General features: G+C 59.9%; 24 protein-coding genes. 10 read left to right on the top strand and 14 right to left on the bottom strand.

Going from position 1 to position 22,651, the window contains the following annotated elements:
* Positions 1-36: 36 nt before the first annotated feature.
* The 14 genes from AWM79_RS10955 to AWM79_RS10905 form a co-directional block, all read right to left on the bottom strand.
* Positions 37-1,083 (bottom strand): phage baseplate assembly protein, encoded by a 1,047-nt coding sequence (locus AWM79_RS10955; protein WP_060782821.1) that lies wholly within the window; start codon positions 1,081-1,083, stop codon positions 37-39.
* A 3-nt stretch (positions 1,084-1,086) separates the two neighbouring features.
* The gene (locus AWM79_RS10950) at positions 1,087-2,352 is read right to left on the bottom strand and encodes a DNA circularization protein (RefSeq protein WP_060782820.1); all 1,266 of its coding nucleotides are present in this window, start codon (positions 2,350-2,352) and stop codon (positions 1,087-1,089) included.
* On the bottom strand, positions 2,333-2,668 hold the full coding sequence (locus tag AWM79_RS25570; RefSeq protein WP_244159636.1) for a hypothetical protein: 336 nt from the start codon (positions 2,666-2,668) through the stop codon (positions 2,333-2,335). Before AWM79_RS25570 ends, AWM79_RS10950 begins: the two co-directional genes overlap by 20 nt.
* Positions 2,669-2,677: 9 nt before the next feature.
* Positions 2,678-3,964 carry a phage tail tape measure protein gene (locus AWM79_RS10945; protein WP_244159635.1) on the bottom strand — a complete coding sequence of 429 codons (1,287 nt, stop codon included), beginning with the start codon at positions 3,962-3,964 and terminating at the stop codon, positions 2,678-2,680.
* Positions 3,964-4,089 carry a hypothetical protein gene (locus AWM79_RS25880; protein ID WP_017131068.1) on the bottom strand — a complete coding sequence of 42 codons (126 nt, stop codon included), beginning with the start codon at positions 4,087-4,089 and terminating at the stop codon, positions 3,964-3,966. Before AWM79_RS25880 ends, AWM79_RS10945 begins: the two co-directional genes overlap by 1 nt.
* Positions 4,090-4,094: 5 nt before the next feature.
* The gene (locus AWM79_RS10940; RefSeq protein ID WP_017131069.1) at positions 4,095-4,391 is read right to left on the bottom strand and encodes a phage tail assembly protein; all 297 of its coding nucleotides are present in this window, start codon (positions 4,389-4,391) and stop codon (positions 4,095-4,097) included.
* Positions 4,388-4,735: a phage tail tube protein gene (locus tag AWM79_RS10935; RefSeq protein WP_017131070.1), complete on the bottom strand. Its 348-nt coding sequence runs from the start codon at positions 4,733-4,735 to the stop codon at positions 4,388-4,390. Before AWM79_RS10935 ends, AWM79_RS10940 begins: the two co-directional genes overlap by 4 nt.
* 66 nt (positions 4,736-4,801) lie before the next feature.
* The gene (locus AWM79_RS10930; protein WP_060782819.1) at positions 4,802-6,298 is read right to left on the bottom strand and encodes a phage tail sheath subtilisin-like domain-containing protein; all 1,497 of its coding nucleotides are present in this window, start codon (positions 6,296-6,298) and stop codon (positions 4,802-4,804) included.
* On the bottom strand, positions 6,298-6,480 hold the full coding sequence (locus AWM79_RS10925) for a DUF2635 domain-containing protein (RefSeq protein ID WP_060782818.1): 183 nt from the start codon (positions 6,478-6,480) through the stop codon (positions 6,298-6,300). Before AWM79_RS10925 ends, AWM79_RS10930 begins: the two co-directional genes overlap by 1 nt.
* Positions 6,477-7,061, bottom strand: a complete 585-nt coding sequence (locus AWM79_RS10920; protein WP_060782817.1) for a phage tail terminator protein — start codon at positions 7,059-7,061, stop codon at positions 6,477-6,479. The genes AWM79_RS10925 and AWM79_RS10920 overlap by 4 nt, the downstream gene beginning before the upstream one ends.
* A 162-nt stretch (positions 7,062-7,223) precedes the next feature.
* Positions 7,224-7,559, bottom strand: coding sequence for a phage holin family protein (locus tag AWM79_RS10915; RefSeq protein WP_060782816.1), 336 nt, complete (start codon positions 7,557-7,559; stop codon positions 7,224-7,226).
* A 605-nt stretch (positions 7,560-8,164) separates the two neighbouring features.
* The gene (locus AWM79_RS10910) at positions 8,165-8,908 is read right to left on the bottom strand and encodes a LexA family transcriptional regulator (protein ID WP_082712605.1); all 744 of its coding nucleotides are present in this window, start codon (positions 8,906-8,908) and stop codon (positions 8,165-8,167) included.
* A 214-nt stretch (positions 8,909-9,122) separates the two neighbouring features.
* Positions 9,123-9,644, bottom strand: a complete 522-nt coding sequence (locus AWM79_RS24310; RefSeq protein ID WP_074861902.1) for a hypothetical protein — start codon at positions 9,642-9,644, stop codon at positions 9,123-9,125.
* A complete protein-coding gene (locus AWM79_RS10905; protein WP_244159652.1) occupies positions 9,602-9,844 on the bottom strand; it encodes a type II toxin-antitoxin system TacA family antitoxin in 243 nt (80 codons plus the stop codon). Before AWM79_RS10905 ends, AWM79_RS24310 begins: the two co-directional genes overlap by 43 nt.
* A gap of 518 nt (positions 9,845-10,362) precedes the next feature.
* On the opposite strand from AWM79_RS10905, the gene mutS reads away from it, so the two are divergent.
* The 10 genes from mutS (at position 10,363) to gcvH (ending at position 22,646) form a co-directional block, all read left to right on the top strand.
* Positions 10,363-12,939 (top strand): DNA mismatch repair protein MutS, encoded by a 2,577-nt coding sequence (mutS, locus tag AWM79_RS10900; RefSeq protein ID WP_167375457.1) that lies wholly within the window; start codon positions 10,363-10,365, stop codon positions 12,937-12,939.
* Between the two features lie 284 nt (positions 12,940-13,223).
* On the top strand, positions 13,224-13,547 hold the full coding sequence (gene fdxA, locus AWM79_RS10895; RefSeq protein WP_003222178.1) for a ferredoxin FdxA: 324 nt from the start codon (positions 13,224-13,226) through the stop codon (positions 13,545-13,547).
* Between the two features lie 631 nt (positions 13,548-14,178).
* Entirely contained in the window at positions 14,179-14,697 is a 519-nt protein-coding gene (locus AWM79_RS10890; RefSeq protein ID WP_060782813.1) for an RNA polymerase sigma factor, read from the top strand.
* A 148-nt stretch (positions 14,698-14,845) separates the two neighbouring features.
* On the top strand, positions 14,846-15,751 hold the full coding sequence (locus AWM79_RS10885) for a FecR family protein (protein ID WP_156430173.1): 906 nt from the start codon (positions 14,846-14,848) through the stop codon (positions 15,749-15,751).
* Positions 15,752-15,866: 115 nt separating this feature from the next.
* The gene (locus AWM79_RS10880) at positions 15,867-18,488 is read left to right on the top strand and encodes a TonB-dependent receptor (RefSeq protein ID WP_060782811.1); all 2,622 of its coding nucleotides are present in this window, start codon (positions 15,867-15,869) and stop codon (positions 18,486-18,488) included.
* Positions 18,489-18,611: 123 nt separating this feature from the next.
* Positions 18,612-19,220, top strand: a complete 609-nt coding sequence (locus AWM79_RS10875; protein WP_060782810.1) for a biliverdin-producing heme oxygenase — start codon at positions 18,612-18,614, stop codon at positions 19,218-19,220.
* 249 nt (positions 19,221-19,469) lie between these two features.
* Positions 19,470-19,877, top strand: a complete 408-nt coding sequence (locus tag AWM79_RS10870) for a YbaN family protein (RefSeq protein ID WP_026013080.1) — start codon at positions 19,470-19,472, stop codon at positions 19,875-19,877.
* A 128-nt stretch (positions 19,878-20,005) separates the two neighbouring features.
* Positions 20,006-20,365 (top strand): DUF5064 family protein, encoded by a 360-nt coding sequence (locus tag AWM79_RS10865; RefSeq protein ID WP_017131083.1) that lies wholly within the window; start codon positions 20,006-20,008, stop codon positions 20,363-20,365.
* Positions 20,366-20,454: 89 nt separating this feature from the next.
* On the top strand, positions 20,455-21,963 hold the full coding sequence (locus AWM79_RS10860) for a sigma-54-dependent transcriptional regulator (RefSeq protein WP_017131084.1): 1,509 nt from the start codon (positions 20,455-20,457) through the stop codon (positions 21,961-21,963).
* Between the two features lie 299 nt (positions 21,964-22,262).
* The gene (gene gcvH, locus AWM79_RS10855) at positions 22,263-22,646 is read left to right on the top strand and encodes a glycine cleavage system protein GcvH (protein WP_017131085.1); all 384 of its coding nucleotides are present in this window, start codon (positions 22,263-22,265) and stop codon (positions 22,644-22,646) included.
* Positions 22,647-22,651 lie beyond the last annotated feature (5 nt).

Here is a 22,651-nt window from a genome sequence, read left to right as displayed (position 1 = left end):
AAGCGGTGTGTCAGGCAGGAGTGGATCGGGGGAGGACTATTTCGGGGTTTTGGCGAGCGTCGGCGTGGCCTCGAAAACCTGCGGCGGCGCCACGTCCAGGGTGGTAATCGAACCCTGTGCGGACAGCGAATAGGTCACTTTTGAAATCAACATGTCCTGATCCAGATCCAGCACCGGGTCCTTCACCCGCACCAGCAGATTGTGTCGCCACAGATCGCCGTTGGACTGTCGCCAGCCCTGTACGGTGTAGCTCGTGGCCAGGGCTTTGCCGGTGCGGATGGCGCGCTCCCAATCGGCCCGTTGCTGGGCCAGCTCCGGGGTGAGCTGCACGCTTTCGCTGATCACCGTGACCCGCTTGCGCAGCGCATGGGTGTCACTGGACACACCCGACACTTCGCTAACCGCGCTGCCGCTGTTCTGGTCGTTGCCCTTGTGCTGGCCGATGACCCGGTACTCGGAAAACACCGTGCTGTAATCCCGCGCGGTAGTGGCCGAGAGGATGTTCTGGCCCAGCTCCAGGACATCGCCGGCACGCCCGGCACTTCCCGGCTTGGCGAGCACCAGGTTGCCGTCGGCATCATCGGTGGAAAACACTCGGTACAAGGTCAACAGACGGTCAATGGACTTGAATACCGTTTCCCCCGGCACAATGCTGTGGGTCTGCAACTGGGTGGTCTCCGCGATCTCGCTACGCACATTGACCTTGTAGGGTTTGGCGAGCGCCTCGACGATCTTCAACATACCCTGCTGACGCCACTGGCTCGGCTGGTTGATGGCCGCGCAATCCACCAGGTCGCGGGTCAGCGAACTGCCCTCGATGGTCAGGCTGATCTGATTGCCGTCATAGCGGATGGGCGCCTGGTACACGTAACCGGTCAGGACCAGGTCGCAGCCGATCAAGACCGAGCAACGAGCCCCCGCCTTGATGGGCACCGCCTGGGTCTGTCCCGGCCATTTCCAGGTGATACCGAGCTTGAAGGTGCGGAACTGGCGCTCGAGATCGGCACTGATTTCAACGGTCTTCCAGCCCTCATAACTCAGGCCGTCAACTAACAGGACAACAGCATTGTCGATATCAGTCATGACTTACTCCTGGGATATCTGCAACGGCATCGGTGGTATGAAACCGGGGTGCGAAATCCGGTTGCGTTGCACCACTTCACCCACCCGCGTGGCATCACCAAAACTCCGGTAGGCCACCACCAGTGCCGGCAGGTTGCTCTTGGGGGTCAGGTCAATCAATCGCACCCCGGTGGACGCCACCGCGTTGAGATGCCGCACCAGTGTCTGACGTACACCGTTAAGTGCTTGGTAATGCATCGAGTCGGCTTTGAGCGCCGCCTGCCAGATCAGCTCATTGAGGCTGTCACGTAGCGCCAGTACGTCGTCGACCACCGGTACATCGGCTCGTTGTACCGGTTGCTGGGCTTGTTGGGCCAATGACGGTGTGCTGGCCAACTTCACCGCCGGCGTGGCGACCGGCATCATCGACACAAGCTGGGCGATCTGTACCAGTAAGGCATCCTGGATCAGGTTCACCGTGGCCCGTGACGCACTAGCGGAGTCCTTGCCAATGGGCAGTTGTGAGGTGTCGAGGGACTTGGCCTCCTCGATCTGTTTCGAAATGTCGGCCAACATCCCGCGATAACCTCGGACGGCAAAGTCTTTCAATTGCCGGACTTCACCCACCAGGCCCTTAAACTCGCCCAGCACGCCTTTGATCGCCGTACTCAGTTGATGGGGGAACTCCTTGACCGTGCGCACCAGCGCATAGATATCCGCGTAGGTTTCGATCAGCGGCGCCAACGCTTGCTCAATCACCTGATACGCCAAGGTAATCCCCTGACGCAGGTTATCCAGGCCGATCCGCGCCTGGTTGACCAATGCCATCGCTTCGTCGAAACGCACCAGCGAAGCGTCGAGCAATCGACTCGACGCCATCTGCAATTGCTCACGGGTGTTGATGACGACCTTGGGGAACGGCAACAACTCGTCCGGGTAGAACTTCAGGTTGAAGGTCACCAGCCCGCCATCCTGGCGGCTCTGGGTCATGTCGCATTCGCCGACCTTGACCTGCATCCGCCCCAACCACGGGTGAACCAGTTCGCCGCTGCCTTGCTCCAGCGCTTCGAGCAGCTTGTCACGCTGCTCCAGGCAATCGGTGCCCACGATAAACGCGGTCAGGGTATGGATCTTCGCCTGTTGGCCGAGCGGCTCGAAAAACGGCTGGTCACGCTGGGGGTATTCATGCAACTGGCCTTTCTGGCCGACTGGGATTTTCGCCTGGTCGACCCAGAACGGCACGCCGCGAAACGACGCCGGCAACAAACGGTCACGCCAGTGAGTCGCCATAAGCACCTCCAAGGGAAAGTGAGCGGTAGCCGACGGCAGGCGTCAGGCTCAGGCCCGGTTGATTGGTCTGGGGTGAGTCGACCCGCAAGCCTGCTGGGGCATTATCGAAGCGCACGGTCAGACCGCCTTCAAGCTGGGTACGATTGTTGGCGGCGGTTTGTTGGACAAGCGCACCGGAGCTTTGGATCAGGCCCGCGTTGGCGTTCCCGGCCTGCTGTTGCTGAACGAGGCCATCGACTTGTCCCGTGATCCTGGCGACGAAACCAGCGAAACCATCACTGAACAACTCCTTGATCGGCGCGATAAGGCTCTGCAACTTGTCCCATCACTCACCGAACCAGGCGATAATCGGCTCCCAGTTCTGGATAATCAGTCCTAGTGGCGACCAGTCGAACATCGTCCGAAAAAAATCCATCACCGGTGCCGCCAAGCCTCGCAAAACATCCCACAAGGCAGAAAACACCTCGCTGATGGGTTGCCAGTTGGCGATGACCTGCCCAATGGGAGACCACTCGAACACGCTCAGAAAAAACCCCTTGAGCAACTGCGCGGGATTTTGCAGCGCAGCCCACAGCGTCTCGAAGTAGCCGCTGATCGTGCCCCAGTTAGTGACGATCAATGCCACTGGCGACCAGTCGAACATGCCCTTGAGAACATCCGTCACCGGCACCGCCAACGCCTTGAGCAATCGCCAGATCGAATCGAACAGTCCCGTCAGTGGCACCCAATTGGCAATGACGAGGCCTAGCGGTGTCCAGGAAAACAGTGTCTGGAAAAAATCGACCAGCGTGGCAGCCGGCACTTTGATCGAATTCCAAAGACCGGCAAAAAATCCGCTGAGCGCTCCCCAGGCAGCGCTGATCATCGGCAGCGGCGACCAAGCCAGCACTGTCGCCAGGGTCGACATAAAGCTAAACGCCGCGTTTTTGATGCCCTCCCAAAGTTTGTTGAAAAAGCCCGATATCGGCTGCCAGTAGGCGACGATCAATCCCGCCGCAACGGCAATGCCCAACGCGACCAGGCCAATGGGCGAAGTCAGCAGGCCGGCCTTGAGCAGTTCCATTGCTCCCACCATGCCCGTCACCGCGCCACGCATGGCCGTAAACGCCAGGGCCCCGGCAGCGAGCCCCTGGACAAGATGGGGGTTTGCCGCGACAAACTCGGCAACGCTATTGACCAGCGGCACCAGCGCCGTGACGACACTGTTCAGCGCAGGCAACAACGCCTGGCCGAACTTGCTGGAAACGCTGTCGAGCGCCGCATTCAGCTTCGCCAGGTTCTGCGCCGTAGCACCTAAACCGGACGCTGACGCGTTTGCCGCCTGCGCGCCTTCGCGGGCCTCGGCCAGTTTGTTTTCTTCCTTGATGGCCGCCTGGACACCGGCCACGAAAGGCGCCGCCAGTCCAGCGCCGTTGAACACGCCGGCAATATCCAGGTTGCCCAGCCCACTGTTCTTCAGGCTGTTCTTGAACGTCTCGACTTGCGTGGTGACCTTAGCCATCTCGGTCTCCATTTTTTGCACACCCTTGATGACCACCGACAGGTTCACGATGGTCTGGCTATTCATCACCTGTTGCAGGGTTTGCGGGGTGTTATTGATTGTCGTAGCCATCACTGCACCTGCTGCATCGCATTGATCCGTTGCGCGTGCTCCAGGGATTCGCGGAGCACATCCAGTGGCCTGGCCATCATCTGTTCGGGGTCAACCTTCCAGAACCAGGCCAGGTCATAGGCCACCGCAATCAGCTCGCCGATGGCGGCGATGCCGCACTCATGAAAAAACCCGCCACCGCCCAGCTCAGCGTGTTGAGGTCGGACAGGTCCAACTGATTGACCGAGGACGGCGGGATGCCGGCGCAGATCGCGATGTATTTGGCCGCGACATCCATGTCGAGGCTGACCTCTTCGCTCTTGTCGATCTTGTACGGCAGTGCCTTGATCGCCCGTACCTCTTGCACCGTCGGACGACGCAGGCTGAGTTCGCTCAGCGGCTCGCCGTGGGCCTCGATGGGCACCTGCAACTTCACCGATTCAGTCATTGCCAGGTCCCCTTGATACCTTCGAATTTCAGCTCGATGGTCGCGTCATCGCCCTTGGCGACCGGCTCCTCGACCAGATAGGCACCGGCCAGTACATAGACTTTGCCGTTGCTGAATTCGCAGGTAACGGTCATGTCCGAACCGGCGATCAGTTGCTTGAGGGGGAAGTCCGGGGTATGCAGCGCCGTGACCTTGAAGGACGGGGCGATATCGGTTTCCTTGTAGAAACCCGGCACGACCGTTTCCCGTTTGACGGCCATCAGGGGCGCTTCGCAGCCGCCGTTGATGGTCAGTTGAGCGCCGTCCACTTTGACGTAGCAGGTGCCCGCAATCAGTTGACCCATGGTGTATCTCCCAAAAAATAAGCCCGCTCATGGCGGGCTGAAACAAAACCGTGAGGAAGACGCGGCTTACGCCACCGCGTCGTACTGCAGACGGAACTGGTTGAGCAGCGCGAACACGCGCAGGCCGTTGATGTAATCCGGCGGGAACAGCACGTTGATCCGGCTCGGGTCCTGGACGTCGCGCTCGACAATCAGGTGCTCGGCGAACAGCTCGGCGTTTTCCACATGGCCTTCCAGTTCGAGCTTGGCGTACTGGGCAATCAGCTCCCCGCGAATCGTGCTCGGGGTGACGATCGGCTGGCCGGCACCGAAACGGGTGCCATCGGCCGCGAGCTTGTGACGCCCGTATTTGCTGGTGATCACGCTTTGCAGGCGCCGGACGATAAAAGCCGACTGGTGCATGGTTTCGCTGTCCAGGTAGGAGTTGTCCGCCTGGCCATAGGCGTTCTTCTGGTAGGTGGTGATCGCGCGCTGGATGCGCACATAGCCGCCCTCGTAGTACGCGGTGGCGATGCCGTAGCTGAGCAACGACTGACGCTCGGTCAGGGTGAAACGCTCGCTGGCCGGGGCCGGATCGACACCTGGCAGGCTGCCGCTCTGGGTCGGACGGCTGGCATCGGCGGAGATGAACACCGCCGTGCGAGCAGCCAGGGCCGCGGCCTGGATCCAGAACGGCTGCGCAACACCGGGCTCCAAGGCCAGGAGGGTCATGTGTTGATCGTTGCGCGCCTGACCGGCCGCTACCAGGGTGCCGAGGGTACCGCGCTTGGCGGTATAGACATGGCCGAACAGTTGCTTGGACCAGGACCAGCGACCGACATTGTCGTCCATCGCCGCTTGCCAGGCACTCAAGCTGGCCGCGTCGGACCACGGTTGGCAGATGAACTCGAACGGTTCGTCGCCCAGAGCGGCGAGTGCCGCGACCTGATCCGGCACTCCGGCGCCACCGGCCATCTTGGCGGTGACGATGGTCAGGCCAGCCGGAGTTTGCTCACCGTTGCTCTTGCCCAGACGATTGAACTGCAGGCTGATGTCGTTGCCGCTGTCGCCGGTCCATTTGCAGCTCAGGGTGACGGTGCCATCGGTGGCCACGGCGCTGACCGGTAGATCGGCGGCGGCATTGATTTGCAATGCCAGGGTGGTCGCCGCCTGGGCGGCAGTCGCACCACTGACCACGACAGCCTGGACCCGCACGCCAGCGACATACAGGTTGAGCACGCCGCTTTCGGTGGCGGCGCCGCTCAGCTGCAGATCGGACTCGGCCACGGCGCCGGTACTATTGCGCAGTGGCAGGCACCAGATCTCGCCGATCGGATCGCTCTTACGCCAGGTGTCGTACATCGAGGCGAGCATCGAACCCTGGCCACCGATGTTTTTCGCCACCGCAAGGCTGGAGACCAGCACCAGGCCCCCGACTTCCGGGCTGGTGGCATTGTCATTGACCTGGGCGACGATCAGTCGACGCAGGGTTGACGACGCGCTATTGGCCGCCGAGTTGTCCATTTCAGCGTAGAACAGCGGAACACGCAGGTCCGCGGGGATGTTGCTGAATCCGATAGCCATTATTGGGCATCCTGTGGTTGTGCCGCTTGCACGGCGGTGAGGGTGATATCGCCATCGGTCTGACGACGGCGCCACCAGGCACTGTCGGCCACTTCGCGACCGGCGACCGGCAGCAGATCGCCGGCTTCCGGATCCGGCACGGCGCGGCCTTCGGCCGGCACTACGGTGATGCGTTGAGTCATTGCTTTACCTCTCCTGAAAAAGTCAGCTCCAGGCGCCCATCGGGGCCAGGACGCTGCAGATTGGGGTCGGCCGGGTCGATGGCATCGACCCGCACCGTCACCCCGGTAAAAGACGGCAAGCCGTCCAATTCGCGCTCGTGCCAGGTTTCCGCCGGGTCACTGGAGCGATTGCGCCCCAGTTGGAACTCGGCGAAGAAGTGCAGGCGGTAGAGCAGGTGGTCGGCGCTGATCGAGATCAGTTCGCCACCGTCGTATTCGAGGGGGCTATAGAAGCTGTCAGGCTTGAAACCCACCAGCGCGCGCCAGAGTTCGGCGCGTAACGCGTGGAGTTGGTCGAAGGCGGCTTGGCCGTCGCTGCTGTCGAGCAGCAGAATCAGTTCCAGGCGATCGCGGATGCGCTGATGAGTGACGTTCTGTGACGCATCCTGACTCGCCAGATCGGCGATCACCGTGACAAATGCCGCCGGGGTTGGCTGCGTGGTGTTGCCTTGCAAAAGCTCGAGATCAAGGCCGGTCAAGATAGCTTGAGCAAGACTGGGGCATTGATCGCGTAGCTGCGTGAGGATCGGGGTGATGTTCATGGGGTTTTACCGATAATAAAAAACCTGCCGATTGACAGGTTCGACAGGCGATATCTCGCCTCCAGAAAGCCCGCATCCTTGCAGGCTGGGCCTTGCTCTCAGGCCCGATGGCTCCAGTCCGTTGGCGATATTGATGACTGGCTGATTCGACAATCTGTCGGGCTATCTCTCTGGCGGAGGCCCCTCGCCCACCCCCAGCCGCTTGGCCGCCCAGCGCTCGTACAGGCCGATGGCGACATCCGCTCCGGCCATGGCGGTCAGACAACCAAAGGCACCGGCGGTCCAGATCGACAGGCCAGCGGCGTACAACAGCATGATGGTCGACACCCCACAGACCATGCAGGCCCCAGAGCGCAGCGCCAGCCGCCGTAGCAGCGGCCAGCCGCGAGCGCCCTCCTTGTCGGCCCGCCACATTTCGCCGCAAACCCCGCCGATCACGGCCAGCACAATGACCAGCCAGATAGGCATGTCCGCCAACGCTTGTTGCTCGCTTGTCATGTCACGCCTCCTGCCATAAAAGAGGGCCATTCATTGGCCGTTGATGGTTTGTCTGGTATTTCAAGAATAAGGATTCTCGTAGAAGCCCCTGTTCGGTAGGCATTCCAAAAAGCCCGGCTGCCCAGGCTTTTCAGTAATGCGGTCCTGATACCCAGCCTTGAATCCGTCCACGCTTTCGGCGCGTTGGATTCCTGGCGAGTTGGCTGATCTTTCGGCGCTACTGGCGCGGTACGGATCGATTCAAATTGTTCTTCCGACCGCGACCCTGTCCGCCGGATAACTGCTTACGGTGCTTTACGCTGCACACCCGGGTCAGTTGCCAACCCTCTGAACCGTTAAGGCCGGTTCATCGCTGCCTGTTCTTTGAAGCGGTGCCACTAAAGAGCTTCGGGTTACCCCTGGCATTGCTGCCTGCTGCCGAGCTTTTTTTGGCTGGCTTGAGACAAAGAATATGCATGTATGCATATACAGTCAATGCACAAACGCATTTATTTTGACCTGAATTTTTGCATTTACGCATAAATCTACACAAATCAAGGGTTAAGGCTTTTTTCAGCGCGAAAAAAAACCCACATTGCCGTGGGTTTTTTCTGCATCAGGGTGGGTTAGCGGGCGTACATGCCCCACCAGAAGACATGGCCAAGGAGGGTGATCTGCTCTTCCTGGATCTGCTGGAAGCTGTAGTCCTCATCCGGGTGTTCGTCGCGGTTGAAGCTGCGCAGGCGGATCCCGGTAGGCAACCGATAGAGCTGTTTCACTCGCAACTGGCCGTTGTGATTGATGGCATAGAGGTCGCCATCGACGATATCGCCGATGGCGCTCTTACTGGCGTTGACTCCAACCGTGGCGCCGTCACGCAATACCGGCAGCATGCTGTTGCCGCGCACCGTCACGCACTTAGCCTGGTCGAACTGCACGCCGTTGTGGCGAAGGCTGCGCTTGCCGAAGCGCAGGCTGGCCTGCTCGCTTTCCTCGATGACGAATCTTCCTGATCCAGCAGCCAATTCAACCTCGCGAAGAAAGGGGACGGAAACCTCATCGGCATCGACGGGGGTATCGTCGTCCCACAGGCTTATGTCCTTGAGCTCAGAGTGCAGCGTACCCAGGTCCTGATCGCGAACGGCACCGATATCGGCACGCCCGCGCAACTGGTCGGTACTGATCCGGAAGTATCCGGCAATCTTCGAGACATGCTTATCCGACGGATCGACGATCTTGCCACTGAGGATGCGCGACAGGGTGGATTGGGGCACGCCGGTACGACGGTGAAGCTCCGTGGGGGAGATCCCGTGGCGATCGAGCAAGGCTCGGAGGACGGTAGAAACGTTGCGTATTTGCATAACTCGCATATTGCTTGGGCTTTTCATGAATAGCAAATGCTGATTTGCATATTTCATGCATAAACCGATACACTGACTTCAAAAAGCCATGCCCACGGACCTCGGATCTCCCGTGTTAACCTTGCGCCCATCACAAAGCAACGGGCCGGGCTCCCGACCTTGCCTCTCCACTCAAAACCAATCCGCCTAAGTATCCAATGAGTAAAACTACTTCCGGGGTCTGCTAACGCAGGGAAAGCAACATTGTAAGCGGCGACAATTCAGGGCAACGCTGAAATCCTGCATGCTTCGCATAGAACTCTGCGAGCTTGTCGTCGAGTGGATGAACCAGCACAGCCGAAGTTCCAACTGAGTCTGATGCGATCATGCAACGGCGAATTGCATCTTGCAGAAGGTCAACAGCGTAACCATAGCCCTGTGCTGCAATGCTTACTCCCATGCGCCCCAGAATGGTTACTGGATGTGCACTAGGCGAGTTCCGCTGATGGCTTTTAGGGACGACGTGCTCCCGAGCAACCGATCCGGCTGACAATGTATAGAAACCAGCAACGCGGTTGGTTCCCGCGAAACAAGTCACATAAACCACCGCTTGCTTGTGGTCTTGCGCTTTTCTAGCGGTCTTATGAAGGTAGTCGTTGATCGACGACTCTCCACAGTCGAACTCGGTGAAGTCGTGAAGCTTGTTTAGTTTTTCGGGTCTACTCAGCTCCACCGGGCTGGTCTGGACATCAGTTTCTGTAGGCATTTGTTACTCCTAATCGAGTTGTCATCAAGTGCCTGCTCAAAACGGTCAAATGCTTCGTCATTGAGAATAAACAACTGTCGATCCATGATTACGTCTTCGGCCCGCTTGCAAGCAGCATCCAAGATAAAGCTGGTTCGATCTGTTCCCAGTAACTCGACTGCCGCGTCAATCAGGTTTCGCTTTTTTGTGTCGACCCGCATATTTATTGGTACGGGCTTTTCACGTTCTACTAGTAGTTGGCTCATCGCTTGGTCATCTCCAGGTATTATTTCTGCTTCGGGCCTACCTCCTTAATGTGATCGTCGGCCGTTGGTTGCGCGGCTATTTTGTGACATTGGCTATTCCTCTCTTTCTAGGGTTGGCCCTTGGTGGGCTCGGTTAGGTGGGATGCCATATCCCACGAGAACTACGCTAGCACAGTGTATAGCTATTGTGTAGCTGTATATGCGAAAGACTTACAAAGTACATCGCGCTAACGATGTATTGAAAACCCGATACACCCACGCCTGCCGACGCCTGACTGGCCGTGTTACCCTTGCGCTCATTCCAAAGCAGATGGGTCACAAGGACTTCAGCATACGGGTCCAGGTCTACGCCAGGTGAATGGATGGTGAGCCACCGATTGAGCGGGTCGGGCATTCAGAATGCAAAGCAAATAGCCCCATTCTTGCCCCGCACTTTTTTTAAAATCACGCCTAAGCCACTGATGAATATGTCAATTTTCGACCTCTCCAGCCACACCCCAATGATGCAGCAGTACTGGCGCCTGAAGCACCAGCACCCCGATCAATTGATGTTCTATCGCATGGGCGACTTCTATGAGATCTTCTATGAAGACGCGAAGAGAGCCGCCAAGCTGCTGGACATCACCCTGACGGCGCGCGGGCAATCGGCCGGGCAGTCGATTCCGATGTGCGGGATTCCCTATCACTCGCTCGAAGGCTATCTGGCCAAGTTGGTGAAGCTTGGCGAATCAGTGGTGATCTGCGAGCAGATCGGCGACCCGGCCACCAGCAAGGGCCCGGTGGAACGCCAGGTGGTGCGGATCATCACCCCCGGCACCGTCAGTGACGAAGCCCTGCTCGATGAGCGCCGCGACAACCTGATCGCCGCCTTACTGGGCGACGAGCGCCTGTTTGGCCTGGCGGTGCTGGATATCACCAGCGGCAACTTCAGCGTCGCGGAAATCAAGGGCTGGGAAAATCTGCTGGCGGAACTGGAGCGGATCAATCCGGTCGAGCTGATGATTCCGGATGATTGGCCACAGGGACTGCCGGCGGAAAAGCGCCGTGGAACACGTCGTCGCGCGCCGTGGGATTTCGAACGCGATTCGGCACATAAAAGTCTCTGCCAGCAATTTTCCGTGCAGGACCTGAAAGGCTTCGGTTGCGAAACCCTGACCCTGGCCATTGGCGCCGCCGGCTGCCTGCTCAGCTACGCCAAGGAAACCCAGCGCACCGCCCTGCCGCATCTGCGCAGCCTGCGGCATGAACGCCTGGATGACACCGTGGTGCTCGATGCCGCCACTCGTCGCAATCTGGAGCTGGATACCAACCTCGCCGGCGGCCGGGACAACACCTTGCAATCGGTGGTCGACCGCTGCCAGACCGCCATGGGCAGCCGCCTGCTGACCCGCTGGTTGAATCGCCCGTTGCGTGACCTCAAGGTACTGACGGCACGCCAGAGCTCCATTACTTGCCTACTGGAAAGCTATCGCTTTGAAAAGCTGCAACCGCAGCTCAAGGAAATCGGCGATATCGAACGGATCCTCGCCCGAATAGGCCTGCGCAATGCCCGTCCTCGCGACCTGGCGCGTCTGCGCGACGCCCTCGGCGCCCTACCGCAATTGCAGGACGCGATGCTCGAACTGGATGCGCCGCATCTCAAGCAACTGGCTGTCACCACCCGCACTTACCCGGAACTGGCGATCCTGCTGGAACGCGCCATCATCGATAACCCACCGGCGATTATCCGCGACGGCGGAGTCTTGAAGAGCGGCTACGACGCCGAGCTGGATGAACTGCTGTCCCTCAGTGAAAACGCCGGGCAATTCCTGATCGACCTGGAAGCCCGAGAAAAGGCCCGCACGGGCCTGGCCAACCTCAAGGTCGGCTACAACCGCGTCCACGGGTACTTTATCGAGTTACCGAGCAAGCAGGCCGAGTCGGCGCCGGCCGACTATATCCGGCGCCAGACCCTCAAGGGCGCCGAGCGTTTTATCACCCCGGAACTCAAAGAGTTCGAGGATAAGGCGCTGTCGGCCAAGAGTCGGGCGCTGGCGCGGGAAAAGATGCTCTACGAAGCCTTGCTCGAAACCCTGATCGGCGAGTTGCCACCGTTGCAAGACACCGCCGCGGCGCTGGCCGAACTGGACGTGCTGAGCAACCTCGCCGAACGCGCGCTGAACCTGGACCTGAACTGCCCACGTTTTGTCGATGAGCCATGCATGCGCATCAGCCAGGGTCGCCACCCGGTGGTCGAGCAGGTACTGACCACGCCGTTCGTAGCCAACGACCTGGCCCTTGACGACGACACCCGTATGCTGGTGATCACCGGTCCGAACATGGGGGGTAAATCCACCTACATGCGCCAGACCGCGCTGATCGTACTGCTGGCCCATATCGGTAGCTTCGTGCCGGCGGCCCGTTGCGAGCTGTCGCTGGTGGACCGGATCTTCACCCGGATCGGCTCCAGCGACGACCTGGCCGGCGGTCGCTCGACCTTCATGGTGGAAATGAGCGAAACCGCCAATATCCTGCACAACGCCAGCGAACGCAGCCTGGTGCTGATGGACGAAGTCGGTCGCGGCACCAGTACCTTCGACGGCTTGTCTCTGGCCTGGGCCGCCGCCGAGCGCCTGGCGCACCTGCGGGCCTATACGCTGTTCGCCACTCACTATTTCGAACTGACGGTGCTGCCGGAAAGCGAACCGCTGGTGGCCAACGTGCACTTGAACGCGACCGAGCACAATGAACGCATCGTCTTCCTGCACCACGTGCTGCCCGGCCCGGCCAGCCAGAGCTACGGCCTGGCAGTAGCACAATTGGCTGGCGTGCCGGCCGATGTGATTGTCCGTGCCCGCGAACACCTCAGTCGCCTGGAAACCACCAGCCTGCCCCACGAGCTTAGCGTGACCAAGCCCGACAGACCCAGCAAGCCCGCGACACCGATGCAGAGCGACCTGTTCGCCAGCCTGCCGCACCCGGTGCTCGATGAACTGGCCAAGCTCGACCTGGACGATCTGACGCCACGCCGTGCATTGGAAATGCTCTATACATTGAAAACACGGATCTAACGCAGACGGCCGCAAGCTGCTAGAATCTCGCGCGGTTTGGGATGCTGCCGACTATGCAGGTCAGTACGAGAACTCATCGAGCGGCGATCAAGCAAGGCGAAAACAGGCGAGAAAGCGCAGTTTAGTTCACTAAATGAGCATTCCGGGCCTGTTTTCAACGTGCCATGATCGACACGCAGGCAGTTATCGTGCTGAACCCGCCTGGTTCGCAGACTATCGCTCCTAGACCTGGCGAGCCTATTTTGACCGGGGTTCGCTGCCGCCGCCTGAGGAGAAAATTAGAAATGACCTTCGTCGTCACCGACAACTGCATCAAGTGCAAGTACACCGACTGCGTAGAAGTCTGTCCGGTGGACTGCTTTTACGAAGGCCCGAACTTCCTGGTGATTCACCCGGACGAGTGCATCGACTGTGCGCTTTGCGAGCCAGAATGCCCTGCTGTGGCTATTTTTTCCGAGGATGAAGTCCCGGAGGACATGCAAGAGTTCATTCAACTGAACGTCGAGCTGGCCGAGATCTGGCCCAACATCACCGAGAAGAAAGAATCGCTGCCGGATGCCGAAGAGTGGGATGGCGTCAAAGGCAAGATCAAAGACCTCGAACGCTGATTGCAGAGCGTTCCTGAAAAGGCTCCTTGCGAGCCTTTTTGTGTTTGCGCGCTGGCGCTTTCACTTTCCTGCAGGCAAAAAAAAGGGGCGGTATAACCCGCCCACATTTTTTCCCTAATCCCTTTTTTCCCTTTCATCATCCTGATGAATCGCATCCTGCGAGGTTCCTTGCAGTGACCTTCCCTGATCACCGTGTCTATCCGTCGACACAGGGCTGATATTAAGGGTTTTCAGATCCTCCGCAAGTGGATCCAACGGGACGTCACCGTGCTTTGGATCCATTGAAAAATATAAAAACACATGTATTTCAATAAGATACAAAACAACCCAGGTAATCTATTCCTACTTTTATCCTTGATCGCTTACGCAACGCGTAAGCAAAGGCTTACACGAGCATGCCGACAAAAAAGAACTTCTGGATCCAAACAGACTGATTTCCTCCTCAAAACGTCCTGATCCTCATCTGTTCATCTATTCGAGATTTCCGCACAACAATCCTTTAGGGCAAGCTCGCAACCCATGAGCCAATGCTCCCGACCTTCGGCCAGAGACACCGACAGGCGCATTAGCGCTTGACCTACAGCGCATATGATAAGCATTATCATTAACCTGTAATCGCTTCGGTGCTGTCGTGACGCAATCCCAGTTCAATCAAGTCTTCCTTACCCAGCGGGTCTCGCTACTGCGCACGCTGCAACGCATGGTACACAACCCCTGCACCGCCGAAGACCTGTTGCAGGAGACGTACCTAAGGGTCACTCGGGCATTGCGCGAACGCCCTATCGATCACCTCGAACCCTTTGTGTTCCGGACCGCCCGCAACCTGGCACTGGACCATCTGCGCGCACGGCGCATTCAGTCGCGCACGCTGATGGAGGACGTACCGCCGGAGCTCGTGGAGAATGTCGCCGCACCGCTGAGCCCGCCAGAAGATGCCACCCATGCCGAACAACTGCTGGAGCGCCTGAGTGTGAGTCTTGGTCAATTGACTGCCCGTCAGCAGCAGATCTTCATCCTCAGCCGCTTGCACGGTAGCAGCTATCAAGAGATCGCCGAGCAGCTCAAGGTGTCCCTGAGCACCGTGCAAAAGGAACTCAAGCTGATCATGGCTATCTGTGTCGGAGTGGCCGAACGCCTGGATCCCTCCTAAGCTTGGCATCGGACCGACCAGACGCGTCCATGCACAGCAGCAGATCATCGAATCGAACCGTGGCAGCGACTGCCGAGGAACTCCCGTGACGGAAAGCCCCAACCCGCATTCCCCCGAGCTGGCTCGGCAGGTGTTGCTAGACGATGCTATGGACCAGGCCCTGGACTGGCTGATCGTGATGGAGTGCCCGAGCGCCGAGCAGCGCATCGAGTTCGATACCTGGCTCGCCGCCGACCCGGCACACGCCCACGCCTATGCCCGAGCCAGCAAGGCCTGGAATGCCGAACCGGTGAGCGGCGCCGCACAGGCCCTGCAAACCCCTCGCCGCCCGTCGCTGCCGCGACGCCTGCGTCCCCACTGGAAACCCTTGGCGACTGCCGCCGTGCTGCTGATTGCCATCGGCACCTACGGCAACCTGCCCTTGCGCCTGCAGGCCGATCACCTGACCGTGGTCGGCGAACGCCAGCACCTGCAACTGGAGGACGGCTCAAAGGTCCTGCTCAACACCAACTCGGCGTTCTCCAGCAACGTCACCGGGCAACAGCATGTCGCGCGGCTTTACCAGGGCGAGGCGTTTTTCGAGGTGTCCGGCCAACGCCAATACCCGCTGGAAGTCGAGGCGGGTCCAGTCCAGGCCAGCGTACGCGATACCGCATTCTCCGTGCGTTATCTCAATGGCGAAGCACAGGTCCAGGTAGAACGTGGCGATGTCAACCTGCGTACCCGCGACGACAGCGCCCGCTTGCGCCTCTCTGCCGGCAATAGCGTGCGGATCGGCCCCCACGGGTTTGGCCACCCGGAAAAACTCGATGTACAGAAGGATCTGGCTTGGGTCCGGGGTCGACTGGTATTCGAGAATTGCCCACTGAGCCAGGTGCTGGCCGAACTGCGGCGCTATTACCCAGGTTGGATCGTCAACAACAACGAGCAGTTGGCCCAAGTCGCCGTGACCGGCAACTACCGCCTGGACAAGCCGCTGGACGTGGTTCGCTCTCTCGCCCACATTACCTCTGCCCGAATATCGGAATACCCAGCACTGGTAATTCTCAACTGACTGTAAGTTTTTTTACTCAATAGCGCAGGGTCATTCGTCTCGTTATAGCCAATGCAAGTGATTCGTATCTAGAATCGCATCGCAACTATACGATTCGTACACCGGAGCGCTATCGATGCCCACACGTTTGACGCCCAAGGCCCGCGGCGGCGGCCTGCAACAGTGCACCCTGTCCCTGCTCACCGTGGCCGTATTACTGGCTGGCGTCCAGGCGACTCCTGTGCTGGCGGCGACCAGCGCCAACCAGTCGACACGCAGCCTGGGCAACTACAATTTTGCCATCGCCCAGCAGCCGCTGGTGTCGGCGCTGAATGCGTTCACCATGATCACCGGCTGGCAAGTCGGCCTGTCGGCCGCGCTGGGCCAGGGCATGGCATCACCGGGCGTACAGGGCGCATTGCCGCCGGAAAAGGCCCTGGAACGCCTGCTGGTCGGCACCAACCTGAGCTACCGCAAGCTGAGCGACAACAGTATCGTCCTGGAAAAACGCAGTGGCGGCAGCACCCTCAATCTACAGCAGGTGACCATCAGCGCTACTCGCCAGAAGCAGGAAGTCTCCTCGGTTCCCAATACCGTGAGTGTCCAAGACCGCCAGCAACTGGACCGGCAAAACGTCAATACCCTCAAGGATCTGGTGCGTTATGAGCCCGGCGTCTCGGTCGGCGGTACCGGCGTGCGCGGCAGCGGGATCAGCAACTACAACATCCGCGGGATCGACGGCGACCGGATTTTGACCCAAGTCGATGGCGTCGAGATTCCCGATAGCTTCTTCAACGGCCCCTACGCACAGACCCAACGCAACTACGTCGACCCGGAAATCATCAAGCGCGTGGAAATCCTGCGCGGACCGGCGTCGGTGCTCTACGGCAGCAACGCCATCGGCGGCGCCGTGAGTTACTACACCCTCGATCCAGACGACATTATCAAGCCTGGCCAAGACACCGGAGCCCGCCTGAAGAGCGGCTACAGCTCCGCCGACAATAGCTGGCTGACCTCCGGTACCGTCGCCGGTCGCAGCGGCGATTTCGACGGCTTGCTGCACCTGAGCCAGCGTCATGGGCGCGAAACCGAATCCTACGGCGATACCGGCGGCACCGGCCTGAACCGCACCGCCGCTAACCCGCAAACTGCCCGCACCAGCAACGTGCTGGCCAAGCTGGGTTGGCACTACAACGACGACTCACGCTTGGGCCTGACCTACGAACGCTTCAAGAGCGATATCGATACCAATCAGCGCAGTGCCGTGGGCGGGCCGTTCGGCAACGGCGCGGGGCAGAACATGTACCGCTCGCGTACCGGCAACGACACCGTCACCCGCGAACGCTTTGGCATCGACAACAGCTTCGGCCTCGACAGCGCCGTGGCCGATCACGTCAAACTGAGCCTGAACTACCAGGTTGCCAAGACCGACGCGAGCACCCTGGAAAACTATGTCGTGCCCACCTTCGGCCCGTCCATTGGCCGTAACGTGATGCGCGCCCGCGACACCCTCTACAAAGAAAGCCAATGGGTCTTCGATGCTCAGGCCGACAAGGCGTTCAGCATCGGTAAAACCGATCACCTGCTGACTTACGGCACCACGATCAAGCAGCAAAAAGTCACCGGTTCGCGTGCCGGCTCAGGCACCTGCGTGGCCGCATCGGCGCCTTGTCCCGTAGTCGGAGGCGACAGCCCGAAGGACCGTCTGGTGAAATCCAGCGACTTCCCGGATCCGACTGTCGACAGCTACGGCCTGTTCGCCCAGGATCAGATCACCTGGAACCAGTGGACCTTTCTGCCAGGCCTGCGCTATGACTACACCCAGCTCAAGCCGCATATCACCCAGGAGTTCATCAACACCATCAACGCCGCACGACGCGGCCCCGGCGACGAGCCCATCGACGGTTCCAACAAAACCTGGCATCGCCTGTCGCCCAAGTTCGGCCTGACCTATGCCCTGAGCGAGCAATACACCTGGTACGGGCAATACGCCGAAGGCTTCCGCACGCCATCGGCCAAGGCACTCTATGGGCGTTTCCAGAACCTGAGCGGCGGTTATCAAGTTATGCCCAACCCGGATCTGGAACCGGAAAAAAGCAAGAGCTATGAAACCGGCGTGCGCGGCAAGTTCGATGTCGGTTCTTTCGACGTGGCGGTGTTCTACAACAAGTATCGCGACTTCATCGATGAAGACGCGGTCTCGCCCGGCTATGACGAGCCGACCTTCCAGACCCACAACATCAAGCACGCCACCATCAAGGGGGCGGAAGCCAAGGGTCGTCTGGACCTGGACAGCTTCGGCGCTCCTCAAGGGCTCTATACCCAGGGCTCGGTGGCCTATGCCTACGGCCGTAACGATGACACCGGCAAGCCGATCAACAGCGTCAACCCGCTCACCGGCGTCTTCGGCCTCGGTTATGACCAGGACGATTACGGCGCGCTGTTGAGCTGGACCCTGGTCAAGCGCAAGGAGCGGGTGGACAACAGCACCTTCTTCGCCCCTGATGGCCTGAGCGCCAGCAAGCAGTTCAAGACGCCCGGCTATGGCGTGATCGACCTGACCGGTTTCTACAAGGTAACCGATGATCTGACCGTCAACGCCGGCCTGTACAACCTGACCGACAAGAAATATTGGAACTGGAACGACGTGCGCGGCTACGACGGTGTCGGTGAGGCCGGCGTGCTGAACCCAGCCAACCTCGACCGCTTGACCGCTGCGGGTCGCAACGTCTCGGTGAATCTGATCTGGGATATCTGATCCCTGTGCACCTCCTCGCTGCGACAGGAATCGGCGGAGTGAGGTTTTTTTACTGTGGCGCGTCTTCTGATTCGTCTACCTATGTATCAATTGAAAATACATCTTATTCTCAAGGATTTCACAATGACACTCCAGGACAACACTCAGCGCCTGAGCCTGCGCTCCCAGCGCCTGAACCAGATCACCAACGAGCCGCACACCAAGCTCGATCAGTTGGTGAAAGCCCATGCGCCGTTCGAAAATCAGGCCAACTTCGCCCGTTTCGTCGTCGCTCAGTACCTGTTCCAATCGGAACTGGCTACCCTGTACAACGATCCCGAACTGATCGCCATTGTCCCGGACCTGCCGGCCCGCTGCCGTGCCGAACAGGCCAAGGCCGATCTCGCCGACCTGGACACCGAAGTGCCGGCTCCGGTCGCCGGTGCGCTGAACAATCCGAGCAAGGCCCAAGCCCTGGGCTGGATCTTTGTCTCCGAGGGTTCCAAACTCGGTGCCGCGTTCCTGATCAAACGCGCCGCAGGTCTGGGCCTGAGTGAAACCTTCGGTGCTCGGCACCTGGGCGAGCCAGCCGGTGGTCGTGCCGAGGGCTGGAAGAGCTTTATCAGAACCCTCGACGGCCTGACGTTCAGCGCTGAAGAAGAGGCTGCGGTGGAAAAAGGCGCCGTCGATGCCTTCCGACGCTTCACCGTGTTGCTGGAACAGGCTTACGCCACGGCCCCCGAACTGGCCTGATACCGGGTCCCCGGCTGGACGCCACCGGCTAGCGGGCTGTCGGCCCCCCGCGCTGGAGGCGGCCCCGGAACCGGCGAGCGCGGCCCGTCAGGCAGGGGTTACCCTGGCGTCGCCGCCGAGCGCGGCGCCTCGACCAGTCTGCTCGCCACAAACCTCGCCCCCTCGGGCTCATACGTGGAGTTCTCACCCAAAGCCCGAGCATTCATTCCAGACTTGAGCCAAATCGCCTGGCGCACCACAATCGATGCCATGACCAGCAAACCACCCTCGTCTTCGAAACTCGCGCGCCTGCTGTTCGGCATGCTCGCCTATGTCAGCCTCGGTATCGGCCTGATCGCCATCGTCGTGCCTGGCCTGCCGACCACCGAGTTCATCCTGTTGGCCGCCTGGGCCGCCACCCGAAGTTCGCCACGTCTGAGCGCCTGGCTGGAAAACCATCGCCTATTCGGCCCGATCCTGAGCAACTGGCGCAACGGCAAGATCATCGCTCGCCGCGCCAAGATCAGTGCCACCGTCAGCATGCTGCTCTGTGCCGTCCTGATGCTGGTGATGCTCGAACACCACTGGCCAGTCTATCTGGCCATCGCCGGCATGAGCCTGGGCAACCTGTGGATCTGGTCCCGTCCCGAACGCCGGCCGCTCGCCGATCCCCCCTGAACGTGCGTCACCAGGCCGGCCAAAGTCTACGTTGAGCGGCGCTTCAGGGCATAAGCAGTTGTTGGTGGTTGAAACATCGGCACAGATCCGTAGTCTGCTCTACTTCCATGCCTTGAAGGAGAGTTCCCATGGCCAAGTTCGAGCCCGGTCACCTGCATATCGAGCGCCACGCGCTGAACAAGGACGATTACAGCTACAACCTGCGTATCGACTACGAACTCGCCCAAGACCCCAAGGAAGGCCGGGGCATGCGGTTCACCCTGCGGGGCAGTATCGAGGAGAAATCTCTGAACGAGTCGTTCTTCCTGGCCAAGGACCAGGCCTTCGACTTCGCTCGTCATGCCAGCCGTATTGCCCAGCGATATGGCCTGCCGAAAAACGCTAATGTTGCATCGATGCACAAGTACTACGACGAGATGTTCGAGGACGTGCGGACACAGCTCAACGTCAAGTCCGGCGACCCGATGCAACCCGAACACCTGGAATAATTCCCCGCCCCGATGGGTCCCGCAGCGTGGGAACCATCGGGTAGAGATGTCATACTTGCCCCTCCTTGCCCCGAACCGTACTCCACCCCATGCGCATCCACGTCAGTTTCATCGACCGCGTCGGCATTACCCAGGAAGTCCTGGCGCTGCTCGGTGGTCGCAACCTGAACCTGGATGCCGTGGAGATGGTTCCACCCAACGTCTATATCGACGCACCGACCCTCAGCCCACAAGTGCTCGAAGAACTGCGCGAGGCGCTGTTCAGCGTCCATGGCGTGCAGGCGGTGACGGTGGTGGACATCCTTCCCGGCCAACGTCGGCACCTGCAACTCGATGCCTTGCTCGCTGCCATGACCGACCCACTGCTGGCACTCGACAGCGCAGGCGTGGTGCTGCTCGCCAACCCGGCGCTGATCGCCTTGTACGGGCGTGAGCCGGCCGGCGAAAGCGTCGCCGAACTGTTCGCTGATCCCGGCCTGCTGGAGACGCTGCTGGAAAACGGCTTTCGCTTGCCCCTGCGAGAAATCACCGTCAACGGCCAGACGCTGTTACTGGACGCCACGCCCATCACCAATGCCGGTGCGTTACTGACGCTGTACCAGCCCAACCGTATCGGTGAACGCCTGTCAGCGCTGCATCATGATCATGCCGAAGGCTTCGATGCCCTGCTCGGCGAGTCGGCGGCGATTCGCACCCTCAAGGCCCGTGCCCAGCGGATCGCGACGCTTGACGCGCCCTTGCTGATCCAGGGCGAAACCGGCACCGGCAAGGAGCTGGTAGCCCGTGCCTGCCACGCCATCAGCGCCCGCCATAGCGCACCGTTCCTCGCCCTCAATTGCGCGGCGCTGCCGGAAAACCTCGCCGAAAGCGAGCTGTTCGGTTATGCCCCCGGCGCCTTCACTGGCGCCCAGCGTGGCGGCAAGCCAGGGCTGATGGAGCTGGCGAACCAGGGCACGGTGTTTCTTGACGAGATCGGCGAGATGTCGCCGTACCTGCAAGCCAAGCTGCTGCGTTTTCTCAATGACGGTAGCTTTCGCCGGGTCGGCGGCGACCGCGAGGTCAAGGTCAATGTACGAATCCTCAGTGCCACTCACCGCAACCTGGAAAAGATGGTCGGCGAAGGCAGCTTTCGCGAGGACCTGTTCTATCGCCTGAACGTGCTCAATGTCGAGGTTCCGCCCTTGCGTGAACGTGACCAGGACATTCTGCTGCTGGCACGCTACTTCATGCAGCAGGCCTGCGCGCAGATCCAGCGGCCGGTCTGCCGGCTGGCACCAGGGACCTATCCGGCGCTGCTGGGCAATCGCTGGCCGGGCAATGTCCGCCAGTTGCAGAACGTGATCTTCCGCGCAGCGGCGATCTGCGAGAGCAGCCTGGTGGATATCGGCGACCTGGACATTGCCGGAACCTCCGTGGCCCGCCAGAGCGACAGCGAAATCGACAGCCTGGAACAGGCGGTCGAAACCTTTGAAAAAACCTTGCTGGAAAAGCTCTACGTTCATTACCCCTCGACCCGGCAGTTGGCCAGCCGCCTGCAAACCTCTCACACCGCGATTGCTCATCGCCTGCGCAAGTACGGCATCCCTGGCAAGGCCTGAGAACAACAAAAGCGACCCTCATCTGTACTGAAAGCGCTACAGTGGAACGATTTCGCTACAAATCCAACGCACCGTGGTTCAACAAGGCTTTTATCCTGTTGAGCTTTTTTTACGCACCCTGTCTGTAGCGATTTCGCTACAGACAGGGTGCTCCCGCGTCTTGAAATCCCCCCTCAAGCCCTTGATTTACAAGGCCCAAACAACATTGGCCACAAACTTGCTAAGGGAATCCCTATTAGCGAGGCCAGCTCTCGCCTTTATTGCGTCCACCAGACAAGTCTGGCCCTTGAGGAGTTTCCATGAGCGAGTTGCGTTTTACTGAAGACCACGAATGGCTGCGTACCGAAGCCGATGGCAGCGTCACGGTCGGCATCACAGCATTCGCGCAGAATGCCCTGGGCGATGTGGTGTTTGTGCAACTGCCGCAATTGCAGGACTACAACAAGGGTGCCGAAGCCGCCACCGTGGAGTCGGTAAAAGCCGCCAGCGGCGTGTACATGCCTCTGGACGGCAAAATATTGGACGTCAATCCGGCCCTGGAGGATCGCCCGGAACTGATCAACGAAGACCCGCTGGGCGAGGGCTGGTTCTTCCGCTTCCAGCCCAAGGACGCCGCCGCTGTCGACCAACTGCTCGATCAGGACGCCTACGACCGCCTGATCAAAGCCAACGCCCAAGCCTGAGGAGC

Source organism: Pseudomonas agarici, from assembly GCF_001543125.1.
GTDB classification, from domain to species: Bacteria; Pseudomonadota; Gammaproteobacteria; order Pseudomonadales; family Pseudomonadaceae; genus Aquipseudomonas; species Aquipseudomonas agarici.
This window is presented reverse-complemented; position numbering and strand designations above follow the sequence as displayed.

What these genes read in the sequence shown, in the direction of transcription:
- AWM79_RS10955 (WP_060782821.1), bottom strand. Translation starts at nt 1,083, where the DNA reads ATGACTGATATCGACAATGCTGTTGTCCTGTTAGTTGACGGCCTGAGT.
- AWM79_RS10950 (WP_060782820.1), bottom strand. Translation starts at nt 2,352, where the DNA reads ATGGCGACTCACTGGCGTGACCGTTTGTTGCCGGCGTCGTTTCGCGGC.
- AWM79_RS10945 (WP_244159635.1), bottom strand. Translation starts at nt 3,964, where the DNA reads ATGGCTACGACAATCAATAACACCCCGCAAACCCTGCAACAGGTGATG.
- AWM79_RS10940 (WP_017131069.1), bottom strand. Translation starts at nt 4,391, where the DNA reads ATGACTGAATCGGTGAAGTTGCAGGTGCCCATCGAGGCCCACGGCGAG.
- AWM79_RS10935 (WP_017131070.1), bottom strand. Translation starts at nt 4,735, where the DNA reads ATGGGTCAACTGATTGCGGGCACCTGCTACGTCAAAGTGGACGGCGCT.
- AWM79_RS10930 (WP_060782819.1), bottom strand. Translation starts at nt 6,298, where the DNA reads ATGGCTATCGGATTCAGCAACATCCCCGCGGACCTGCGTGTTCCGCTG.
- AWM79_RS10925 (WP_060782818.1), bottom strand. Translation starts at nt 6,480, where the DNA reads ATGACTCAACGCATCACCGTAGTGCCGGCCGAAGGCCGCGCCGTGCCG.
- AWM79_RS10920 (WP_060782817.1), bottom strand. Translation starts at nt 7,061, where the DNA reads ATGAACATCACCCCGATCCTCACGCAGCTACGCGATCAATGCCCCAGT.
- AWM79_RS10915 (WP_060782816.1), bottom strand. Translation starts at nt 7,559, where the DNA reads ATGACAAGCGAGCAACAAGCGTTGGCGGACATGCCTATCTGGCTGGTC.
- AWM79_RS10910 (WP_082712605.1), bottom strand. Translation starts at nt 8,908, where the DNA reads ATGCGAGTTATGCAAATACGCAACGTTTCTACCGTCCTCCGAGCCTTG.
- AWM79_RS24310 (WP_074861902.1), bottom strand. Translation starts at nt 9,644, where the DNA reads ATGCCTACAGAAACTGATGTCCAGACCAGCCCGGTGGAGCTGAGTAGA.
- AWM79_RS10905 (WP_244159652.1), bottom strand. Translation starts at nt 9,844, where the DNA reads ATGCGGGTCGACACAAAAAAGCGAAACCTGATTGACGCGGCAGTCGAG.
- fdxA (WP_003222178.1), top strand. Translation starts at nt 13,224, where the DNA reads ATGACCTTCGTCGTCACCGACAACTGCATCAAGTGCAAGTACACCGAC.
- AWM79_RS10885 (WP_156430173.1), top strand. Translation starts at nt 14,846, where the DNA reads ATGGACCAGGCCCTGGACTGGCTGATCGTGATGGAGTGCCCGAGCGCC.
- AWM79_RS10880 (WP_060782811.1), top strand. Translation starts at nt 15,867, where the DNA reads ATGCCCACACGTTTGACGCCCAAGGCCCGCGGCGGCGGCCTGCAACAG.
- AWM79_RS10875 (WP_060782810.1), top strand. Translation starts at nt 18,612, where the DNA reads ATGACACTCCAGGACAACACTCAGCGCCTGAGCCTGCGCTCCCAGCGC.
- AWM79_RS10870 (WP_026013080.1), top strand. Translation starts at nt 19,470, where the DNA reads ATGACCAGCAAACCACCCTCGTCTTCGAAACTCGCGCGCCTGCTGTTC.
- AWM79_RS10865 (WP_017131083.1), top strand. Translation starts at nt 20,006, where the DNA reads ATGGCCAAGTTCGAGCCCGGTCACCTGCATATCGAGCGCCACGCGCTG.
- AWM79_RS10860 (WP_017131084.1), top strand. Translation starts at nt 20,455, where the DNA reads ATGCGCATCCACGTCAGTTTCATCGACCGCGTCGGCATTACCCAGGAA.
- gcvH (WP_017131085.1), top strand. Translation starts at nt 22,263, where the DNA reads ATGAGCGAGTTGCGTTTTACTGAAGACCACGAATGGCTGCGTACCGAA.